Here is a 21,393-nt window from a genome sequence, read left to right on the forward strand (position 1 = left end):
TGCCAACTGCGCCCTTTACAGGCCACGGGTTGGAAATTCTTTATCTTGGTCGGTCGTATATGCCTTGTGCCTGGGCGCGGGTGAAGTCTCCGTCACACAGGGTCATCGCCACGCTCAGGGTGGTGAGGAACAGCAGTCAGGCGAAGGCGGGCTGCCGAGTGTTCCCATCGGTCGAGAGTGCCCCTGGAATGGAACGTTTACATCCGTCAAGTGACGTAGCAAACCAGTCCACCGATGGGCTTCTGTAATGATCTTTTGAGCGGGTTCTCAGGCCGTTGCCCGCGTATGGGCAGAACGGGTCCTGACGCGGCCGGGCGCCCGCGCGCCTCAGTCGTTGGCGACGACGGGGTAGCGGGGCTCCCGCTCAGCCATCTGCTTCAGGGCGTCCTTGCGGCCCTGCTTGCTGAGCCGGTCGATGTAGAGGTAGCCGTAGAGGTGATCGGTCTCGTGCTGGAGGCAGCGCGCGAAGTAGCCGGTGCCCCGCACGGCGATCGGGTCGCCCTTGGCGTCCTGGCCGCGGACCACGGCGTAGTCGGGGCGGGCCAGCTCGGCGTAGGCGCCGGGCACGGACAGACAGCCCTCGTTGGAGTCGTCCAGCACCCGGCGCTCGGCGGGCAGCTCGTCCAGGACGGGGTTGCAGACCACGCCGACGTGCCGGACGCCCTCGGCGTCCGGGCAGTCGTAGACGAAGACCTTCCGGTCCACGCCGATCTGGTTGGCGGCCAGACCCACTCCCTCGGCGGTGCGCTGGCTGGCGAACATGTCGTCGATCAGCTGCGCCAGCTCGTCGCCGAACTCCGTGACGTCCTTGCACTCCTTGTGGAGCACCGGGTTGCCGACGACCGTGATCGGCCGCGAGGTGCCGCGCTCACGGTAGGCGGCCTCCCGCTCCCCGGCGTTGGTGACATCGTCGATGAACTCCTCGTCCACGCACCGGTCACCGCCTTGATCAAACACAGGCTGTTGGGTCATCTCCGCCTTATGCCTTCCTAAAAATCCTGAATAGTTGCTTTACACGTCGTACAGCCGTGGCGACAGCACGGAATCCCTTACACGGATCGAACCGTGCGTACTGGCGACCTTCGCGCTGGACTTGATGTTCGGTTGCACTCGACCACGTGATTGAGGCTGGCGCGAATGCATTCCTGCTCAACGAGTGACTGTGGCCAGCACGGTCGCAACCGACCCTAGCTGGGGCTGTGGTTGCCGCAGAGGGTGACCTTCTCTTCCTCGGTCATGGGGCGGGACTGCTTTCTGAGGACGGTGTAGGTCGCATCGGCCTCGACGTCGGTGAATTCGCGTGGCCCCCTCATGGTGAACTCGTTGACATCGGCATTCGATGGGTCGAATCCTGCAACCTTCCACGTTCCCCGCAGCTTCTGGGCAACGGGAACCTTGTCAAGCCAGGAACGTGTGTAAGGCGGCTGATTGACGGTGTCGGTCACGCCTTCCGTCCTCGTGTTCACCGAGCTGTACTCGATCTTCGGCAGCACCGGGACGTTTTTGCTGCTCAGCTGCAGTCCGATGACGATGCCATTGCCCTGAGTTTCCTCCTCCTTGTAGGTGAAGCTGCCCGGCTGCGAGGTGCAGTTGTCGTGAATCTGCGACACCCTCTCCGGTGCGCCCTCACGGGCATCACCGGTGAACTCGCCGTTCACGATGGTGCACCACTCACCGCAACGCGAGAGGAAATCGGCCCGCTTCTCAGGATCCTCCAGCGGGTCGGGACCAGGGGCCAGATCGGGCGCGGGCGCGGGCGCGATCCAACCGCCGAGGCCCGAGTCTGCCTGCGCCGGGGTGACACCCAGGAGCGACGTCGCCGAAACGGCCAACGCGCCCACCACGACGGCCTTCATCTGCCGACCCCTTCCCGACAGACGAGCACTGCGTATGCTGGCGTTCATCTTCATTCACCTTACTTTCACTTGGGCTTTGCGCCCTCAAGGTTGGGAGCCTTACGGGAGGGAGTCCGTCAGCGATTCCTTGCAGCCTCGGGCGCATTTCTTCGCCGTTGACCTTTTCGCGTATTCGGTTCGCCGTGGCCCGCTGAGAGTGTCATGCGCAGAGCGGCGAATCATCCGTCAAGTGACGTACATGAATGTTGAGTTCGCGCGACGGTGTTCTTCTCCGCCCTCATGTTGTCCGGCCAAGGGGCACGCCGCGTTTTGGCGAAGACACCCCGAGGGCCTTAGGTTCGCGCGTCGGTCGATGGGCACCAGAATTCCCGGGGCGCCACCATCACCGTTCCTCGTTCATGCGACGGATGGTTTCAGTCGCTAGTTCCACACGTGACGCCATCCCGAGCTTGTGGAGAATGCGGGACACATGCGTGCTGACGGTGCGTCGTGAAATGCACATGAGGTCAGCGATCTCGGGGTTGGAGTGGCCGCCCGCAACGTGGTCGGCGACGATGCGTTCGGTGTCGGTGAGTGCGTTCCAGCCGTGGCGGATGCTGCTGCGCGGACCCCGTGTACCGCGGCGTACGTCCATGGTGCGCAAGCGGGACGCGGCGCGTGCCGCGTCCCAGCCGGCGTCCAGGCGGGCGTAGATCTCCAGTGCCTGGTCGAGCAGAGCACGGGCCTGCGCCGGTCGCCGGCGGCTGGCGAGCAGTTCGGCCGCATCGGTGAGGACGTGTGCCTCACTCAGGGGTCTCGGCGCCTCGTGATAGCAGCGTGCCGCCTCCAGGAGCAGGTCCGGGTCCTTCTCCAGCAGCCCCTGGCAGCGGTAGGCGTCACCGAGGTGGTACGGCCCGCCGCTGTGGTCGGCCCGCGCCTTGGCTGCGGCGGCGTAGCGCTGAGCGTGCGCCGTATTGCCCCGGGCCAGGGCGAGCCGAACGAGATCGGGGGTCAGAAAGCCGAGGATGAGGCGGCTGGGCAAGTGGCCGATGCCGTGGTCGAAGGCATGCGCCAGCCTGCTGTAGGCGTGCTCGGATTCACCGTGGGCCTCCTCTGCGAGGGCTCGGGCACACAGGGGCAGGTACTCGTAGAACCAGGCGATCGTCCCCCTGTCGGAGGCGGCGTCCACGGCTGTGAGGTGCGCTGCGGCATCGCTCCGCTGGCCGCGGTGTACGGCGATCAGCGCCGCCACGGCGCGCAGGGCCCGGCTCATGGCGAAGTGCTCGCCCGGATCGAGCCCGGCCTCGACCTCAGTGAGGGCATCGTCCCAGCGGCCGGTGTGGAAGGCGAGAAGGGCGCAGGACAGGTGGTACCACGGCAGGAAGACGCCTCCGGTTCGCTCCGCGGCCTTGTGGACGGTGGCCAGGGTGCGCTGTGCGTCGGCGCCGCGGTCAAGCTCGATGTAGCTGTTTGCCAGGGTGAGTTGGAGACTGATCCGCTGTGCAGGATGGGGAGACTGTGCTGCGAACCGGGTGGCTTGCAGAGCCAGTTGCAGTGCCTCGGTTCCGGGCGCTTCGAGGAAGCGCTTGGCGGATAGTACGTTCAGAGCGTTGGCCAACGCAGGGCCGTCACCATCGGCTTCGCACCGGGCGGACGCCGCCACCGCATCGGCCTCCGCGAGCCTGCCCAGTGCGAACAGACACACCGCGCTGAATGCCCGGAACCGTGTGGCCTCCGTCGACGGCACACTCTCGCTGCGGCACGCGGCGCGGGTCTCGGCCAGCGCCAGGTCCGCCCGGCCGCGGCCGAACGTTGCCTGCACGATGATCCAGCGCGAGCCCCACTCCCATTCCGGCGCCGCCGGTCTGAGCAGTGCGCAGCGTGCGCTTTCCTCGGCTTCGGCGAGTTCTCCCAGGGAGAGGTGTGCGAGGGCACGGTGCAATTGGAGCTCGCCCTGGTGCGGATCGTCGGGGCCGGTCAGCGTCAGGGCTGTATCGAGCAGCTGGATCGCCATGGCCGGGGCCCGGGTAGCGAGGGCGGCAGCGGATCCTCTGAGCCAGGAGACAAGGAAGGCGCCCGCTGCCGGAGCCGCGGCGAGCAGATGCTCGGCGACCCGTTCGGGTGCCGCCCCGGCGTCGTCAAGGGCGTGCGCGGACTTCAGATGCAACATGGCGCGGGTCGAGCCCGCCAGGGCGTCGTACAAGGAACGCCGTATCAGGTCATGGCGGAAGTCCAGATGGTTGCCGGCATCATGCAGAATGCCGGACTCTTCGGCCTCAGTGACGATGCTGAGCAGTTCGTGGGTCGGCCTGTCCAGTACTGCCGCGAGTTCGGTGACCGTGCAAGGGGCTCCCAGCACCGAGGCGACACGGAGCGCCTGCAGCACCTCGTCGCGCAGAGGACTCAACCGATGCGTGATCAGTGCCGTCAGCGACGGTACGGGGTAGCCGGCGGTGGATTCCGCCATCTCGTCGTGGAGCTCGATCGCCTTTTCGCGCAGCAGGGCTGCGGCCAGCTCCATGACGTACAGGGGGTTTCCCGCCGCTTCCCCGGCCATGGCCCGTAGCCGTGGGCCGGGTGCAGCGCCGCACATCCCGGCCAGCACAGCCGACACATCGGGCGGACTCAGCGGCACCAGCTCCAGCACGGTGGGCCGGCCGAGAGCCGCACCCCGTACGAGCCGGTCGACCGCGCACCCGGGACCCGGCCGGTAGGCCCCGACCAGGAGGAGCGGGAGCTGGTGCACCGACCGCATCAGCCGGTGCACCACGTGCAGGCTCGCCGCGTCGGCCCACTGCAGATCGTCGAGGAACAGCGCCAACGGCTCTCGCGTACACAGGTCATCCACCAGGCCCAGCAGCGCCTCGACGCTAGCGAAATCCGCCTCACCCCCGCCTGCCATCGCACCCGGCATCCCGAAGCGCCCGTGCCCTTGCAGGATCTCGGCGACACGGGAGCGAAGGACGTCGCCGGATGGGCTGTCCACCCCCAGACAGGCCGCAATCGTGGCAAAGGGGCGCTTTTGCGCCATCTCCTGTGCTGCCGTGGTCAAGGTTCGCAGCCCGAGCCGCTGGGCGGTCGCGACAGCCGCCTCCATTACGGACGTCTTGCCCAGCCCCGTCTCCCCGATGACGAATGCCGTCTGCCCCTCACCTGCCGCCGCGGAGACCGCCAACCTTCGCAATTCCGCCGTCTCGTCCTCACGACCGAGAAGACCGCGGGCGCCGTGTTCCATGACCTTGCCCCTTTGTACCGGCGACAGCCGTGACGCCATGGGGGCTGGTCCGGCCGGAGCCCATGGCATCGCTGTGACTGCCCTTGCCTTCAAGCTAACGCCCCACGTATCCCCTCCCAAGACCAGCTATGGGGAGCTTTCCGTGGCCGCCTTTGCTCGGGCCTTCCGTCGACCGGTTGCTGTCATGGCCATGATGCCGAGTGTGAGTGCGGCGGCGCCGGCTGCGGCGTACGGGATGCTGCCGTTGTCGCCGGTCGTCGCGAGATTACCGCCGGTGCTGTGGTTCTCGGCGTTCTTGCCGGTCTCGGTCCGCGAAGCGGTCGGCGTGACCGCCGGCCGACCGGCACCGCCGGCGGCATGCTGGTCGGCGTGGTCAGCCGTGGGTTGTGGCGGGGTGTCCGATGCCTGGCATGTCACGTCGCCGGTGGGGAGTCGGCCGGTGGTGAGGTAGGTGGTGACTGCCTGGTCCACGCACGGCGGGTGCGGGTTGGCGTAGACGCCGTGCCCCTCGCCTCCGGCGACTGTCACCATCCGCGCGCCTTTCATGGCCTTGCGCAGGCCCATGGCACCGGGCAGCGGGGTGGAGTCGTCCCACTCGTACTGGAGGATGAGCGCAGGTGTGTCGTTGTCGACCACGGTGCGCGGTTCACTGCCCTTGGTCCAAAAAGCGCAGGGCGTGATACCGGCGGTCAGATCACCCACGAGCGGATACCGGGCTTTGTCCCGCGCCGCATCACGGCGGTACTGCGCAGGGTCACGAGGCCACGTGTCCGCATCGCCGCACACGATGGACCAATAGCCGGCCACCAAGTCGTCGACCAGTGCCGGGCTGTCCGTGGCGGGCAGGGGTGTGCTGGCGGCCTTCTTCCACCGGACAATGTTCTCGGCCGCCTCACGGACCATGGAGAACCCGGCGAAATTGCGGATGTCGGCGCCTGTATAGGTTTCCCCGTCGTCCTTGATGGGTGTGCGGTCGGCCTGGGCCACCAGGTCCCAGAAGGCCTTGCGGACCTTGGCCGGGGTGTCACCGAGGCGATAGGCCGCATTACGCTGTGCGGTCCATTCACTCCATCGCCGGAACGCGCGTTCAGCGTGGTGCGCTTCGCCGCGAATGTATTCCCGCCAGACACGGTTCGGGTCGATCGCGCTGTCGAGGATGAACCGGTCGGTGCGGTCCGGGAACATCTGCGTGTAAACGGCACCGAGATAGGTTCCGTAGGAGACACCCAAGTAGGAGATCTTCTTCTCTCCGAGCACGGAGCGGATCACATCCATGTCGCGGGCAGTGTTGCGGGTGGTGATGTGAGGAAGCCTGGCGCCGTGTTTGGTCCGGCACTCCTCCGCCACCGTGCGCGCCCATGCGACATTCTGGGCGAACGTCCGAGGATCATAAGGGTGTCTTCGTTCGTCCTCCGCCTCGGTCAGCCCGCAGCGCACGGGTGCGCTGCTCCACATGCCGCGGGGATCGAACCCGATCAGGTCGAACCGGTCACGTACCGAATCGGGCAGCTTCAAAGTGAAGGGCATGAATCTGCCCGAGTCGCCGGGCCCACCAGGGTTCATCAGCAGCACACCGTGCCGTTTTCCTGACTCCCGTGCCTTCATTCGGGAGACCGCCAGCTCGATGGTCTCCTCGCCAGGACGCCCGTAGTCGAGCGGCACCTTGATCTTCGCGCACACCAAGTCCGCCGGCGCGCGGGGATCGCATCGCTGCCACGCTGGCTTCTGCCGGGCATATTGGCCCAGGGGGGATGCAGCAGAAGCACTCGCAGGAGACACGCTCGCTGCTGCCACAACGATCGCGGTCCCGCCCAGAAAGGCACCTATCCATTTGCTTCGCACAGTCGGTTCCTTGTCCTTGGCGCGGTTCTCAGCAGACAGCAAGGAATACTTCCCGACGCCAGTCAACGGAGCATCGGCCCGCAGGGCGACTTCCGGGTCAGACCCTGGAGGTACGCCCGGCGGCGCGCTCCCCCCTAGATGAGGATCGCCAGGCCGCCCCCAGAGTGCGGGTGCAGATGCCGGCGATCGCGCCGAGAGCAGGCAACCCAACCCTTCGGTCTCAATATCTGCACTGATCAAGTAGCAAGGCGCGTATTTCTACGCTTTCCGACGCCCGGACAGACAGACAAGATGGTGGCCAGTCGGCGGAGTTCGTCGCATGGGCTGAGCTCGAACGTCAGCACGGCGACCTATTCGCAAGGGCGCCCATGATAGCCCGGCCCTCAAAGGGCCGGGACTTCTGAGTGTCCTGCAAGGCGTCCCTCCGGATTCGCGCACTCACCCGTAGCAGTGTCCAAGGGATAGTGGAGTGGCACAGCCTTTCCGTCGACTCAGACGTGTCATAGCACGAATGGCGATTGCACATCGTTTCCATCTGGACGGTCGAGGGGGGAGGCCCGTCATGAAGTCCCTTATCGCCGGCCGCACAGTTCAAATTCCGGGAACTGCCCATCGCGCCGTCATACCCTCTCAGGTGCAGCAATTAGCGTCGCCTTGCTCGACGAATATCGCGATTTCGGAAAATTGGCTCGCATTCGCCGTTCAGCAACGTCGATCTGCGGCGACAGTTCCAGGAATAGCCTAACGACTTCACCGGAAAGCGTTTCACCGAAAAACAACAAAAAGGATCAGGGAATCTAAAGCATGGGCATGCATCGCAAAATACGTGTCAGCCGAACGCGTAAATGGGTCTCTGCAGCAGCTGTTGCCGGAGCTTTCACTGCCGCATTTGCTGCATCAGAGACGGCCGCCTTGGCCGACAGTAAGCCGGACGCGATCGAGAGTCCCCTGTCGGCCTCTTCCGACACATCTGGCAAGTACGCTGGCGACGGCCCGTACGAGGACTATCCGGGGCCTGTTGGATACTTCGTTGAGGGGAAGACCGGTCCGGTCATCCTCGCTCTGGCCAAGCGTCTCGCCGATATTGGCTACCTGGCGCCCGATCAGGTGAGTTCCACATGGGGCGGGACGCTACAGAGCGCCTATCAGAAATGGCAGGAGCATCTGGGATACCAGGGTGCAGATGCGAACGGCATGCCCGATCCCGCATCTTGGGCTGAACTCAAGATTCCCGCGACGGATGACGCTTCCACGTCGACCACGCCACCGGCACCGTCCACCGGCCAGCCTGAAGTAACGCTCGGCAGCCTTGGCCCACAGGACTACGTCGCTCTATTGATGGGTGATCGGGTGGCTGACCTACTTCGCAGCTGATTGCCTGGCGGTGAGACGGGAGGCAGGCACGAGTTTCGATGACCAGGAGAAGTCCCCTGACCATCACAACGGAAGTCGTGCCTGCCCACTCACCATCGCCATTCTGCCGGTCTGGGAAGATCTACCGGCACCGCACCGAGGTCAGCAGCCGCTATGTGCGCACACTTCCCGATCGCCAACTCCAGCATCGCCCGCCACGAGCAGGCAAGCCAAACCCTCCGCCTCACTAGCTGGACATGGTCAAGTAGCAAAGAGCGTACTTCTACGCTTTCCGACGCCGGGGTGGACAGGAAAGATGATGGCCAGTCGGCTGAATTCGTCGCACGTGCTGAGCTCGATCGTCGGCGCGGCGACCCATCCGCAAGGTCACCCATGACTACCCGGCCCTCAAGGGGCCGAGACTTCTAGGGTCCTGCAAGGTGTCCCTCCGGATTCGAGCACTCACCCGTAGCAGCGTCCAAGGGATAGCGGAGTGGCACAGCCCTTCCGTCGGCTCGGATGCTATAGCACGAATGGCGATTGCACGTCGTTTCCGTCTAGACGGCCGAGGAGGTGAGACCCGACATAACGTCCCCTATCGTCAGTCGCACAGTTCAAATTCTGGGAACTGCCCATCGCACCGTCACTACCCTATTGGGTGCAGCAATCAGCGTCGTCCTGCTCGACAAATATTGCGATTGCGGGGAAGTGGTTCGCATTCGCCGTTCGGCGACCTCGTCCCGCGACGACAGTTTCCAGGAATAGTCTGACGACTTCACCGGAAAGCGCTTCACCGAAAAACAATGAATAAGGATCAGGGAATCTAAAGCATGGGCATGCATCGCAAAATACGTGTCAGCCGAACGCGTAAATGGGTATCCGCAGCAACTGTTGCCGGAGCCTTCACCGCCGCGTTGGTTGCATCAGAGACAGCCGCCTTGGCCGACAGCAAGCCGGGCGGGCTCGAAAGTCCCCTGTCGACCTCTGACGAGTTCCCGCACTCCAGCACGTCGGCGCACCGTCAGACGCTCACGAGTTCGTCCGCATCGAGCGCAGCCACCCAGGCCTCTCCGGCTCGGGCCACGCCGGGGGGCGGCGCTGACCAGAGCACTGACCAGGGCACGTACGAGGTCTATCCGGGTGATGGATTCTTCGTTGAGGGGAAGGACAGTCCGGTCATCCTCGCTCTGGCCAAGCGCCTCGCCGAAATCGGATACCTGGCGCCCGATCAAGTGAGCTCCAAGTGGGGCGAGGCGCTACAGAGCGCCTACCAGAAGTGGCAGGAGAATCTGGGAGGTCGGGGTGCAGGTGCGGACGGCATCCCCGGTGCCACATCGTGGAATGAGCTCAAGGTTCCCGCAACGGGTGACGCTTCCACGCCGACCACACCACCTGACGGCAACGCTCTCGAGCCGTTCCCGGGTAAGGGGTACTTCGTTGAAGGGAAGGACAGTCCGGTCATCCTCGCTCTGGCCAAGCGCCTCGCCGAAATCGGATACCTGGCGCCCGATCAAGTGAGCTCCAAGTGGGGCGAGGCGCTACAGAGCACCTACCAGAAGTGGCAGGAGAATCTGGGAGGTCGGGGTGCAGGTGCGGACGGCATCCCCGGTGCCACATCGTGGAATGAGCTCAAGGTTCCCGCAACGGGTGACGCTTCCACGCCGACCACACCACCTGACGGCAACGCTCTCGAGCCGTTCCCGGGTAAGGGGTACTTCGTTGAAGGGAAGGACAGTCCGGTCATCCTCGCCCTGGCCAAGCGCCTCGCCGAAATCGGATACCTGGCGCCCGATCAAGTGAGCTCCAAGTGGGGCGAGGCGCTACAGAGCACCTACCAGAAGTGGCAGGAAAGTCTGGGATACCAGGGCCCAGATGCGGACGGCATCCCCGGTGCCACATCGTGGAATCAGCTCAAGATTCCCGCGACGGAAGACGCTTCCACGTCGACCACGTCACCGGCACCGTCCACCGACCTGCCTGGCGGTAATGCTCAGCAGCCGTGACCCACAGGGCTACGTCGCTCTCGATTGATGGTGATCGGGTGTCTGGCCTGCTTCGCAGCTGACTGCCCGGCGGTGAGACGGAGGCAGGTACGGGTTTCGGCGATCAGGAGGAGTCGAGTCCCCTGACCATCCCAACGGAAGTCCGTGCCTGCCCACTCACCAGCGCCATTCTGCCGGTCTGGGTAGATCTGCCGGCATCGCACCGCTCTCACCCGTCGGCCCCTCCGGGCGCGTCAGGACCGGCACCGCGACAGCGGGCCGGTCCGCGTGCAGGCTTGGGCAACTCGCGGCTGGCCAGTCGTGTCCGGGTATACGACCTCCAGATGCGAGCTCAGACCTGGCTGAGGGCGAGGACGCAGCAGCTTCACCACTCCAGGTGACGAGGCCATGGCCTGTTTGTCGGGTGGGACATCACACAGCTTTGGAACGGCCACCGCCGCAACTCTGATTCTCGGGCTCCCCGCATGATCGCCCGGACACGTCCTGAGCGGCGGCGAACGTCGTGCCGACGGGATGCCCCTGTTCCCTCAGAGTTCAGTTGTTCCGTGACCGGTACGCGCCGAGTTGGAATGGAAAGATGAAACTGGAAGCCCTTTCGCCGGTGTTCAAGGGCAGACTGCATGATGCCCGCACGGCGCCCTCGATCGGCAGATGGCTAGGGGTGGTGCTTGTCCTGTGCTTCATCGCCGGGCTGGTCAGTCACTTCATGCAGCATCCGCCGGGCTTGCTGCCCAACAGCATCCCAAGCCGCCCGACGTGGGGTTGTCGGCTCAGTCAGGGCCTTCACGTCGTCTCTGGCACCGCTGCGGTCCCGTTTGCTGCTGACGAAGCTGTAGGCGGTGTATCTGCGGTTGTTCGGGGGGCCGCCGTTGCGGTCGGTCAAGCACGCCCTGGTACGGCTGCCGGTCGCGGTGCTGATGGCCGACGCCCAGTTCGCATGGGCGACCGGGCTGTTGAACACGGTCAGTGGTATGCGTGGCCGTTTTCGTTCGCATCCGTGCACTACGCGGTCAAGGCACATGGGACTGGCCGGTCGCCCAGGACTGTGGCCCTGTTCGCGCCCCGCCACCCGGACCGGGGCCCGAAGGGGCTTCCGGTCTACCGGCCCCCCGCCGCGGCGGGGGTAGGCGGGAACGCTGCCGAGGAGTACTGCCTGGTGGTGGTGACCAGCGTGCAGCCGTACGCCCTGAGCCTGGACGAGCTGCGCGCCCTCCCGCAACACCAGGTGGAGCTGCTGGCGCGTGCGGGGGCGTCGGCGCATGCGCGCGTACGGGTGGAGTCATTGGAGCCGAGAGGCGGCTACCGGGAGCTCGGGCCTGAGCACGCCCGCGATCCTCTTACCCTGCTCGCCCTGGGCTCGAACGGCGAGGAACTGCACCCCGACCACGGATACCCAGCGCGGTTCATCGCCCCGGATCGGCCGAAGGCATTGGGCGTGGTCCTGGGTGCGGCCGGTGTGGTGCACATGGCCGCGGGGGTGGACGTCCGCGACCCGATAGATGTTCTGATGTGGCTCGGCGGAGCGGTCCTCCTACACGACGTGGTGATCGCCCCGTTCGTGCTGCTGGTCGGATGGGTGCTGGTACGCGGCGGTGGGCGCAGTCCGGTCCGCGGGGCGCTGCTGATTGCGGGCGTATTGACGACGGTGACACTGCCGGTGCTGCTGCGGTCGGGGAAGACGGCCAATGCCTCGGTGCTGCCGCTGGATCATCCGCACAATTGGCTGATCGCGATAGTGGCCGTGGCCGCGGTGACGGCGGTTTGGCTGGCCGTGAGGGGGTTCGGGCCTGCTCATCGGCAGCCCAATGCGTGACTCTTTTCGTGCCTTCTCTCCCGTGGGACGAGCCGTCCTACCGGCACCGGATGCGTTGCGAGCGGGCGCCGGAGCGCCCGGGCAGCCCGCCTGCGTGTTCACGACGCCGGCTTCGGGTGGCGCTCGCCCTGCTGCCGGTGGCGTCGGCACCCGGCGAGGACGCGCGGGAGCACGATGGCCCTACGAACCCGACCTCGCACCGAGTGCCCCGCCACCGGCGTGCGTCTCCCTACGTTTGGTGGCATGTTGATCCTGGTCACTGGAGGTGCGGGCTTCATCGGCTCGCACCATCGTCACCGCCCCCTCACCACGGGGCACGAGGTGCGCGTCATCGACTCGTTGCTGCCCGCCGCCCACCGCACTGCACCGCCCATCCCCGACGGGGTGGACTGCCGGCACGCCCACGTCCGCGACGGGGAGGCCGTGGCCGACGCCCTGCGGGGGGATCGGCCACGGCCACAGCGCGCCCGGCCGGCTTCTGGCGGGATACGCCGTAGCCTGGCTCTGTTCGCCGCTGCCGTGTGAACCGTGGGCAATCCCCCGGCCCGCGCCACGTCCGTCCTCGTACTGACAGGATCGGCCGCGGTCGCCCTAGCCGAACTCACCGCGCAGCCGCGCACCAGCACCGACATGTACGGCTACGCCTGGGACGGCCGCGTCCAGCCGCCGGAATCTCCCCCTACGCGTACCCGCCCGCCGAGCCATAGCTGACCCGCCTGCGCGACGACTGGCTCTTCCCCAACAAGACTTGCAGTGGCTGGGGATTCGCTCGCACCAGCGACGGCCTCTTCCTCCGCAGCAACCGGCCCACCGTTCCCACCTGGTACCTCGCCGTTCACGCGCTGTCCCTGCCGAACAGCCTCCACGAGCCCCTCCATGTCGACGGCGCCGTCCTAGCTTTCGGCACGACCCTCGCGCCGCTCCGCGTCCCGCGTCGTCGTGGTGACCTGCGGCCGGACGACGGCCGGCCGCGCTGTGGGCCTGGTGCCCGCCGGTAGCCCTTGAAGCGGTCAACAGGCCCACAGGACACTCTCGGTCTCCTGTTCGTCGTGCTCACGCTCGACACCGCCATCGCAGGAATCCTCCGCGGTGGGCTGCTCGGCGCCGCGATCGCCGTCAAAGTCCTGCCTGGCCCTGCCCTGTTGTCCGGAACGCGGACCAGCGCGCGTCGTCGCGGGCGCCATAACCGCAGTCGCGTTCGCCTGCCTGCCCCACGTCCTCGCCTCCGGCGCGGGCGCCCTGGGCTACCTGCCCCGGTATCTCCACGAGGAGGGCTACCAACCCGGGCACGTACACCGCTTCGCCCTGCTGCGACTGGCGCTGGCGGACGCCGCCGCCAGTGCGCCCGCGGCAGTACTGCTCACGCTGACCGGGCTGTACGTGTGGCGGCGCGGTGACCCCACACGCTCCTGGCGCGGCGCCCTGTTGCCCACCGGCGCGACCCTGCTCCTGCTCTCCCCGAACCACCCCTGGTACTCCCTGCTCGTGGTCGCCCTCGTAGCCATGGAACGGCCGCTGGGAGTGGCTGACCGTCACCCTCGCCGGCACCACCCTCTACCAGGCCGGCCGGCTCTTCCCCGGATTCCCCCTCCAGGCATGCGCCTACGGAGCCGCAGCGCTCGTGATCGCCACCGCCACATGCCTCCGCTCCGGCCAGGCGCCCCGCATCATGAAGCCGCACGGCGGCAACCAACCAACTGACCACACCTGGACCTTACGGAGGAGCTCCGAACGCCGGCAGAGCTTCGAGACGAAGATTCCAGCAGACACTTTCGCCGCGAAGCTGCGGCACGACAAGCACGAGGGTCTCTCCTCGAAGCGGACGCTGTGGTGCCGAGAAGTCCTTCCACGCAAGTCAGGAGACAGATGGCGTTGGGTGCCACGGCGGTCGACGTCGCAGCAGTACGATGACCGATCATGCTGCTGCGCCTGATCTGTCTGACCGTGGCAAACGCCTTCACCATGCTGCGCCGGGTCGGACAGAGCCTGATTCATCAGGCTCCCCCTGGCACGGCGCGAAGTTCTCCACCGCCCAGGTGGCGATCTGGGTGCGTGAGTCGAAGCCGAGTACGGCGAGCAGGCGATATACGTGTCCTTCCACCGTGCGTGGGGACAACACCAGCTTGGCGGCGATCTGCTTGTCGGTCAGACCTTGGGCAAGCAGCTCGATCACCTGCCGTTGTCGTCGAGTCAGGGGCGTTGGGGGGGCTTCAGGGATGGGGGCTGTGGGTGTGGTGGGTGTGGTGGGTGTGGTGGGCGGCTCGCCGAGTGCGTAGTCGGTTGCCTGGTCCAGTGTGAGCTTGGTTCCCCTCTTCGCGGCGGCGGCATAGGCGGAATCTCCGAGGAAGCCACGCAGCCGGGCCTCACATTCGCTGTGGTAATGGAGGAGGCGGCCGAGGCCGGGCAGTGCGATGCCGACCGACAGCCAGGCCGTTTGGGCGGCACCTAGGAGGGTGGCGGCCTGTTCGCTGCGTCCGTCCTGCGCTGTCGCCCAGGCCAGGACCTCAAGGCACTGGGCCGCGCCGAGGAGGTTGCGGCCGGATCGGACGATGCGCAGCCCGTCCTGGAGCAAGGGGATCGCGCGCCGGGTGTCCCCACAGAGCCAGTGCTGGAGCCCGAGGAGCCACAGCGCGTAGGAGCGGGACCATCGCGCATCGTGGGCGTCGCACAGGGCCAGACACTGTTCCGCCATCGCGGAGGCGCGCGGGTCGCCGGTCAGACAGTAAGCAACAGCGAGGAGGAACAGGGCCGTCCACTCAGCCCACAGGTCCGCGGTGGCGCGGTGGCGGTCGAAGGCCTCCTCCAACAGGCACACCGCTGCGGGAAAGTCTTCTCGAAAGAGTGCGGTCAGTCCGGCGAACTGCACAGCGTGGGCCAGGGATTCCGCATCACCCAGCCGTTTCGCAAGGTCCTGGCATGCATCCAGCCGGGCCTGCGCGGTAGAGATATCGCCGAGCAGGAGGGCCAGCCAGCCGTCGACCCACAGTGCTCTGGCTCTGGCCGGGGTCGGCTCGGCATCCCGTGCAAGGGCCTGGCCGAACCAACGGCGTTGCTCATCCAGACTGCCCGCACCCAGCGCGTTGCCCCACAAGGAGGTGGCCAAGACGAGCCCGGCGTCCACTTCGTGCGGCGTGTTCAGGCAGAACTCCAGGGCCGCGCGGATGTTGGTGCGCTCCAGATACAGACGGGTGGACCAGGCCTCCTGGCGTGCGCTGAACCAATCGGCTTCCGCACGGGCGGCCAGCTCCCGGTAGTGGTCACGGTGCCGGCGCCGTACGGCCGTCTCCTCCCCTCCAAGGCGCAGCAGGTCGCGGCCGTATTGGCGGATCGTCTCCAGCATGCGGTAGCGCCCCAGCCCGCGCCGGCTCTCCATCGTCAGCACGGATTTGTCCACCAACTCCAAGATGACACCAAGGACTTGCTCGCGGGCTAGCCCTTCCCCTGCGCAGACCGCTTCGGCCGCTTCCAGGTCGAAGCCACCGCAGAAGACGGAAAGGCGTGCCCACCCCCACTGCTCCTGAGGGGTGCACAGGACGAAGCTGCAGTCGATCGCCGCGCGCAGCGTTTGCTGCCGCGCCGGCGCGGCGCGGCTCCCCTCGTTCAGCAAGGCCAAGCGGTCATCCAGAGCGCCCAGGAGCTGTTGCGGACACAGCACCCGCAGCCGGGCCGCCGCCAGTTCGATGGCGAGCGGGAGGCCGTCCAACCGGTGGCAGATACCCGCGACGGCCAGACGATCCTCCTCACTGAGTGTGAATTCGCCGAGTACGGCCGAGGCCTGCTCCACGAACAGCTGCACCGCCGCATACCGCATCATGGCCCTCGGCGGCGGCGGCCGGTCAGGATTCGGTGTCGCCAGCGGCGGTACGGTCAGCAGGGACTCGGCGTCAATTCCGAGTGACTGTCGGCTGGTCACCAGCACCTTCAAACCGGGCGCTGCGGCAAGCAGCGTGCGAACGAGGACCGCGCTGGCTTCGAGCACATGCTCACAATTGTCCAGCACCAGCAGCAGCTGCTTGTCCGCGAGGTGATCGACCAGCACCGTGACTGCCGGCAACGCCGATTTGTGGTCAAGGCCCAGCGCGGCCAGCACCGTCTGTGCGAGCAGCGCGCCGTCCTCCACCGGCCCCAGGTCCACCACCCACGCTCCGTCGGGAAACGAGCGTCGAACATCGCGAGCTACCCGTAGCGCCAGACGGGTCTTGCCGATTCCGCCAGCACCCGTCAACGTCAACAGCCTGCTTCGAGTGAGCAACGTCCGTGCCTGCGACATCTCGCGCTGTCGCCCGACGAAGGTGTTGACTTCCGCTGGTATCCATCCAGCATCCCGTCTTGAACCTGCCATGGGACTCGCCCCGTCTTCCTCAATGAACTCGTTGCGGCAATCGGACTTACGACGAGTTCCACGCTGGACCACCGCCGTCGGACAGGAGTGCACCGCGTAAGTCCCACCCGAGTCCCGACGTACGGGGACCAGCGAGCCTGCGGAGGGCTTTCCTTACTTCCCCTATTGCGGTGGGTGTCGGAGCCACGATTCCGCTGGGGACTGTCAACGAGAACCGGACCGCTGTCCGTCGGCCGACGACGCATGCGCGGCGATAGACGGTGTCCTCCCTGAACGCGTGGGTGGAGGTGCGGTTGTCCTGGCGGGTGCGGCTGTCGGACGCGCTGGGTCGGCCCGCGGGCGAGCCGGGCCGCTCCGGGGCGGCAGCCGCGTGTGACATGGCACTCCGTAGTTTGTTGGGTGGCCCGGGAGGGCCGGACGTGGCTTATGGGTGCGTGCCTTCAGCGGCTCCCAAGGAGTGGCTGTCCGGTACTCCGGGGCGCCCTCACTGCTGATTGAAATCTGCGCGCTTTGTACGGCCGCTGTCTACGGTGATGACGGTGGGGTGTTCCTCGGGCCGACGGCATGCTGTGCGGAACGAGGAGGGGCGAGTGAGCAAGCCCCAGGCCCAGGTCTGGGCCGTGATCGACGCAAGTAAGGGGCACCACTGGGCTGGGCCTTCGACGACAGCAGCCACAAGGGTGCGCTCGTCCCGCTGACCGGCTACTAGACCCCGGCCGCCATCCGGCGCCGCAGCCCGGGTCCGGCTCACGGCGTGGCTGGCCAACCGCAGCGTCCGCGGCGCCGACGCGGTCGCGGCCACCGCCCTGGAGGCGGCTCAGACGCAGCATACCGCGCTGTCCGGCGAGGACGTTGCCGCCCAGGTCGTCGCTGACCTGACGGCACAGGTCCTGGCCCTGGACGACCGCTTGAGGCGGATCGACCGGCAGATCCGCGACGCTTTTCGAGGCGATCCGCAGGCGGAGCTCATCGAGTCCCGGCCTGTCATGGGTCCGATACGGGGAGCCGAGTTCGTCGTCGCTGCTGGAGATCTGTCCTCCTACATGGACGCCGGCCACCTGGCCTCGGCGGCCGGCCTGGTGCCCGTCCCGCGCGACTCCGGACGACGGACCGGCAACCTCCACCGGCCCAAGCGCTACTGTCGCTGCCTGCGCAGGGTGTTCTCCATGTCCGCCCAGACCGGTGTCATCCGCGAGGGACCGAACCGGGACTTCTACCTCAAGAAGCGCGGCGAGGGATGCAAGCACGTCCAGTCCGTTCTCTCCCCGGCCCGGCGGCGGGCCGACGTTCTGTGGGCGCTTGTGCGCGACAGCAGGACGTTCACCTCCGCCCCGCCGGTCACGCAGGAGGCTTGACTTCATCATTGAGACTCCTGGGGAACGAGACGGAAGACATGACTCATTCTTAAAGCGCCGGATCGGGCCGGTCTTCGCCCGATAGACGTATAGCCGGACCAGCCGCTAGTGGCACCCGCATCCCGGCCGTCATCCTCAGGTCTGACCTTGGGCCTGAAGAGGTGGGTCAGGGTGAAGTTTCCGACCCGTAGCATCATCGCTTCGCGGGGACCTGAGGTGAGGGATGCGGGCTCTCGGAGACCTCCCCCGCATTGCGCTTCACCCCAGGCACGGACGAGAACCGGCCTGGCTCCATCGGCAAGCCGATGTGGGGCGTGGACATGAAGCTCATCAACCGTGACTGGAGCGCACTCCCCGACGGCCCCGATACGGTCGGCGAGATCGCGATCAAGGGACACTCGGTACAACCGCCCCGAGGTCTCCGCCGAGGCGATCAACAACGGCTGGATCTGTACTGGCGCCCCCACCCGCAGGGATGCCGACGGCTACTACCACATCGTCGGCCGGGCCAAGGGAATGATCATCCGCGCCGCATCGGGTCTGCTTCTGAGAGGGGACGAACCGGGCCAGGCGCTGCCGGAGTGTTGAGCGTCGGTAGCCCACGGAACGGTCCGCGCCGCAAGTTGACAGGCTCCCGACGGTGATCCGGCGGCCCAGCTGGCGGTGGATGACCAGGTTGAAGATGGCGGTGGGGACCGCTATCAAGATCGCGACGACGGCCGGGGCGAGCAGCGCGAGACAGCCGCGTAGCGTCGGCGAAGGCGGGGGCGGGGGCGGGGGCACTCGTCCCGTGCTTCGTCACCTGGCTGGTCAGTCGCTTCACGCAGCATCCGCCGGGCTGGCTGGCTGCTCCACGGCAGCATCCACGGATGTCGGACCTTGCAGGAAGAGCCCGGCAGGGAGTCCTGCCGGGCCAATGCTCCTAGCTTGATCAGGCTAGCGTTCGGGCGCACGAGGGAATTCCTGGCCTCCAAGTATCCCCTGTCGAAGGCTACCGAATATCAGGGATCGCGTCGTGGACGTACTGGGCGTAAACATTCCGCCTAGAAGAATTTCATGAGCGATGCCAGGACTCCCCAAGCAGTGTTGACAATTGCGCCCACATCGGCGGCAGAGATGTTTGATGTGCAGCCCTGCTGGCCGCTCTCCTGCTTTGAAAACACCTGACTGTCGCTCTTCTGCTCGAAACCCGAAGACGAATCACACGTCGCGCCGTACATGTGATACGTGGCGTTCGCGTGTGGCCCGCCAAGGGTCCAGACTGCCGTGATCTTGTCGTTCTCACCGGCGCCGGCAAATGAACCAGCGGCGCCATCGGCGAACGCGTAATCACCCAGCTTGTAGCCCGTGTATCGGCGGAGGGTTATCGTTGCCGAGACCTTCCCCGCTGGCAGCGTTGCAGTCCGGCACTGATCGACTGGGAACGATTCGATCGCGTAATGGCCCGAAGTCTCTGTGTCGCTCGACGCATCCGCCTTGACCTTGTAGTCGATGACCGCCCTGGCGGCGTAGCCTCCCCAGTTGCACACCTCGATCTTGTTTTCGCCCAAGCTGATCGCAGCACCATTGCTGGGCGCGGGCGGCGTGGAGTTGTCAGAAGTGGTGATGGACCATTGCTGCTTCGTGTTGCCACCGTCGCAGGCACTCACTCCCACCAGGGTCCCGCTACTCACGTCTCCGCTGGGAGCGATGCACATGTTGTCTCCGACATGGCGGATCAGAAAGTAGTTCGTTGCGTCGCTCGCCGGCTGCAGAGTCCAAGTTCCGGACGTCGGACATGGCTGCTCGTTGAAAAGCCCACTGGACGGTTCCGCGAGACAGACGACAGACCCTTGATCGGTGAGCTGCAGATTGAACCATCCGTCGGAGGCCGGGACAATGGTGAACTGTTGATTCGACTTCGTGTTCGACGGCCCCAACTGTTCCGTTGCGGCAGGTGCAAGCTGGAGGGAATTCGGCCCAACTTGGCGACACGGCGGAAATGCATTTCCATCTGGAATCCCACCGTCTTCCCATGGGGCCACATGTTCAGGATCTTTGCACACCATTGGCGGGATGTGCTTAAAGCTCAGTCCGCTGTCATTCCTTGGACTGATGGAAACGTAGATGTCACTACTTCCACTGTCTGCGTGAGCGATGGCGGTAGGGAGCGGGGCGATGACGATCCCCAAAGCGGCGATAAGTGCGGCCAGTACTTTGGTGGCCACCCTCGCCGGAAGACTGTGTTGGCTGAGTGCGGACATGTTCCTTCCCCTGTCTCGTGAGGTGGAAGAATGAGCTGATGCGGAAGTCGACTGAGACGTTTCCGCCCTAGGCGCTGCGGAGGCACCGCTGCGCCGGTGGCTGTAAGGTCTTTCCAAAGTCTCCGGAAATCGACATGCCCGCTGGTCAGATGACTGAGAACGTAGCGCTGCAGCGCTCCGCGCACAATCGTAGAATTACCTGATTGCCACCTCTCTCTCCCCCCCGCACGGAAATGGATCTCGACCATTCACACGCCATGCGTGGAAGAGCTCGAGGCAGCACCGTGCGGTGCGACAGCACAGAGGCCGCTGCACGGACTTCGCTCCACAGCTCGCCGCGCGAGCAGCGACGGTGGCCCTACGCCTGCTTGACAAAGCGCTGGAGCTTCTCTGCCCCGACGATCGGCGCTGCCCCCACCTTGCAGCTGTCCCGAGCGATCGGGCATCTCTCATCCGGGCGCTTGGCCCAGCCGGAGGAGCCCGGATCCGGAGTTGGCGAGCCCGCTGCGCTGGATCATCGTTCAGATCGCCTGCGCGCGACCGATTCGACCTGACACTCACGGAAGCGCAAGCTGCAGCCAAGAGCGCTGATGTGCCCATGACCGAGGCGCTCCGGTTCACTGCGTTCAGCCCGGTGTGCCGTTCGACCGGGGTGAGCTGCCGGAGGTCGGATCTGTCGCGGTGATCCCCCGGCGCGCAGCCCAGGCGTACGGCGTCGGCGACGCCCCCTGCCGGCCAGGCGGTTCCTGAAATCTCCCGATACCAAGGACCTGGAACTGGCGCGGCAGGCATCTCGGTTCGCGCCGGAACAAGCCACCCGGCCCAGCGGATCGAGCGGCACTCGCCCTGGCCAACTGCTGCATCGAGCTCAATCGCAATGACGGGGCAGAGGCTACTTTCGTGGCCGTCCATGAGGCGACGGAACGCAGCGGGGGTGTCGTCCTGCTCGGGTACCACCTCTCCTCTGGCACCACCGGCGCCAGGGGCTGCGTGCCCATGACGCGGATCTGCTGCTGGAAGCGGCCCGTTGCTCTCGCGAGGCGCGGCCACTGAGTGAGGCACATGTGTGCGGCGACGCTGCGGAGCTTGGCTCACAATCGATGCCCGACCGAGTCCCGTGTCCTGCTCGATCAAGCACTGGAGGTCCACGCCTGCGCACCGCTGCTGTGCGCGAGGGCGTCCAAATCGCCGCTCTGCTCGCCCGCGGCCTGACCGACATGGAGATCGCCGTCAAGCTGGCGATCTCCTCGTGCACTGCCGAAGGACACGGCCACCGCACCCTGGCCAGACTCGGCGTCTCCACCCGAAGACAGCCCACCTGGGCCACGGCCCAGGTCCCTCAAGCGCTGGAGAACGCCGATCCACGGTCTGG

At 66.2% G+C, this 21,393-nt stretch carries 13 protein-coding genes and 1 pseudogene; 7 read left to right on the forward strand and 7 right to left on the reverse strand.

The window, feature by feature from the left end; all coding sequences use genetic code 11:
• Positions 1-327: 327 nt before the first annotated feature.
• From def to AC3EUV_RS27025, 4 genes are all read right to left on the reverse strand, one after another.
• Positions 328-972, reverse strand: coding sequence for a peptide deformylase (gene def, locus AC3EUV_RS27010; protein ID WP_432146592.1), 645 nt, complete (start codon positions 970-972; stop codon positions 328-330).
• A 215-nt stretch (positions 973-1,187) separates the two neighbouring features.
• Complete coding sequence (locus tag AC3EUV_RS27015) at positions 1,188-1,904, reverse strand: hypothetical protein (protein WP_432146591.1); 717 nt, start codon at positions 1,902-1,904, stop codon at positions 1,188-1,190.
• Positions 1,905-2,238: 334 nt separating this feature from the next.
• On the reverse strand, positions 2,239-5,070 hold the full coding sequence (locus AC3EUV_RS27020; RefSeq protein WP_435604086.1) for a helix-turn-helix transcriptional regulator: 2,832 nt from the start codon (positions 5,068-5,070) through the stop codon (positions 2,239-2,241).
• A 126-nt stretch (positions 5,071-5,196) separates the two neighbouring features.
• Positions 5,197-6,750: an alpha/beta hydrolase gene (locus AC3EUV_RS27025; protein WP_435604087.1), complete on the reverse strand. Its 1,554-nt coding sequence runs from the start codon at positions 6,748-6,750 to the stop codon at positions 5,197-5,199.
• 966 nt (positions 6,751-7,716) lie between these two features.
• Between AC3EUV_RS27025 and AC3EUV_RS27030 the strand changes: the two genes are divergently transcribed.
• Positions 7,717-8,286 carry a hypothetical protein gene (locus AC3EUV_RS27030; protein WP_435604088.1) on the forward strand — a complete coding sequence of 190 codons (570 nt, stop codon included), beginning with the start codon at positions 7,717-7,719 and terminating at the stop codon, positions 8,284-8,286.
• An 809-nt stretch (positions 8,287-9,095) separates the two neighbouring features.
• Positions 9,096-10,268, forward strand: coding sequence for a peptidoglycan-binding protein (locus tag AC3EUV_RS27035; protein WP_435604089.1), 1,173 nt, complete (start codon positions 9,096-9,098; stop codon positions 10,266-10,268).
• Between the two features lie 655 nt (positions 10,269-10,923).
• On the opposite strand, the gene AC3EUV_RS27040 is transcribed toward AC3EUV_RS27035, so the two are convergent.
• Positions 10,924-11,229, reverse strand: coding sequence for a hypothetical protein (locus tag AC3EUV_RS27040; protein ID WP_432143638.1), 306 nt, complete (start codon positions 11,227-11,229; stop codon positions 10,924-10,926).
• Positions 11,230-11,424: 195 nt separating this feature from the next.
• On the opposite strand from AC3EUV_RS27040, the gene AC3EUV_RS27045 reads away from it, so the two are divergent.
• From AC3EUV_RS27045 to AC3EUV_RS27055, 3 genes are all read left to right on the forward strand, one after another.
• Positions 11,425-12,081, forward strand: coding sequence for a molybdopterin-dependent oxidoreductase (locus tag AC3EUV_RS27045; RefSeq protein WP_435604090.1), 657 nt, complete (start codon positions 11,425-11,427; stop codon positions 12,079-12,081).
• Positions 12,082-12,324: 243 nt separating this feature from the next.
• A complete protein-coding gene (locus AC3EUV_RS27050; protein WP_432143640.1) occupies positions 12,325-12,606 on the forward strand; it encodes an NAD-dependent epimerase/dehydratase family protein in 282 nt (93 codons plus the stop codon).
• Between the two features lie 3 nt (positions 12,607-12,609).
• On the forward strand, positions 12,610-12,792 hold the full coding sequence (locus AC3EUV_RS27055) for a hypothetical protein (protein ID WP_432143641.1): 183 nt from the start codon (positions 12,610-12,612) through the stop codon (positions 12,790-12,792).
• 1,246 nt (positions 12,793-14,038) lie between these two features.
• On the opposite strand, the gene AC3EUV_RS27060 is transcribed toward AC3EUV_RS27055, so the two are convergent.
• Positions 14,039-16,423 (reverse strand): LuxR C-terminal-related transcriptional regulator, encoded by a 2,385-nt coding sequence (locus AC3EUV_RS27060; protein WP_435604091.1) that lies wholly within the window; start codon positions 16,421-16,423, stop codon positions 14,039-14,041.
• A gap of 655 nt (positions 16,424-17,078) precedes the next feature.
• Between AC3EUV_RS27060 and AC3EUV_RS27065 the strand changes: the two are divergent.
• Positions 17,079-17,778, forward strand: a pseudogene (locus tag AC3EUV_RS27065) (transposase); the annotation flags it as partial.
• Positions 17,779-18,029: 251 nt separating this feature from the next.
• Entirely contained in the window at positions 18,030-18,422 is a 393-nt protein-coding gene (locus AC3EUV_RS27070) for a hypothetical protein (RefSeq protein ID WP_432143643.1), read from the forward strand.
• A gap of 399 nt (positions 18,423-18,821) precedes the next feature.
• On the opposite strand, the gene AC3EUV_RS27075 is transcribed toward AC3EUV_RS27070, so the two are convergent.
• Positions 18,822-20,021, reverse strand: a complete 1,200-nt coding sequence (locus AC3EUV_RS27075; RefSeq protein WP_435604092.1) for an RICIN domain-containing protein — start codon at positions 20,019-20,021, stop codon at positions 18,822-18,824.
• Between the last annotated feature and the right edge of the window lie 1,372 nt (positions 20,022-21,393).

Source organism: Streptomyces sp. bgisy130, from assembly GCF_057708345.1.

Excerpts from the sequence above, each read along its gene's own strand:
- AC3EUV_RS27050 (WP_432143640.1), top strand. The coding sequence starts at position 12,325 with ATGTTGATCCTGGTCACTGGAGGTGCGGGCTTCATCGGCTCGCACCAT.
- AC3EUV_RS27020 (WP_435604086.1), bottom strand. The coding sequence starts at position 5,070 with ATGGAACACGGCGCCCGCGGTCTTCTCGGTCGTGAGGACGAGACGGCG.
- AC3EUV_RS27015 (WP_432146591.1), bottom strand. The coding sequence starts at position 1,904 with ATGAACGCCAGCATACGCAGTGCTCGTCTGTCGGGAAGGGGTCGGCAG.
- AC3EUV_RS27075 (WP_435604092.1), bottom strand. The coding sequence starts at position 20,021 with ATGTCCGCACTCAGCCAACACAGTCTTCCGGCGAGGGTGGCCACCAAA.
- AC3EUV_RS27030 (WP_435604088.1), top strand. The coding sequence starts at position 7,717 with ATGGGCATGCATCGCAAAATACGTGTCAGCCGAACGCGTAAATGGGTC.
- AC3EUV_RS27060 (WP_435604091.1), bottom strand. The coding sequence starts at position 16,423 with ATGGCAGGTTCAAGACGGGATGCTGGATGGATACCAGCGGAAGTCAAC.
- AC3EUV_RS27035 (WP_435604089.1), top strand. The coding sequence starts at position 9,096 with ATGGGCATGCATCGCAAAATACGTGTCAGCCGAACGCGTAAATGGGTA.
- def (WP_432146592.1), bottom strand. The coding sequence starts at position 972 with ATGACCCAACAGCCTGTGTTTGATCAAGGCGGTGACCGGTGCGTGGAC.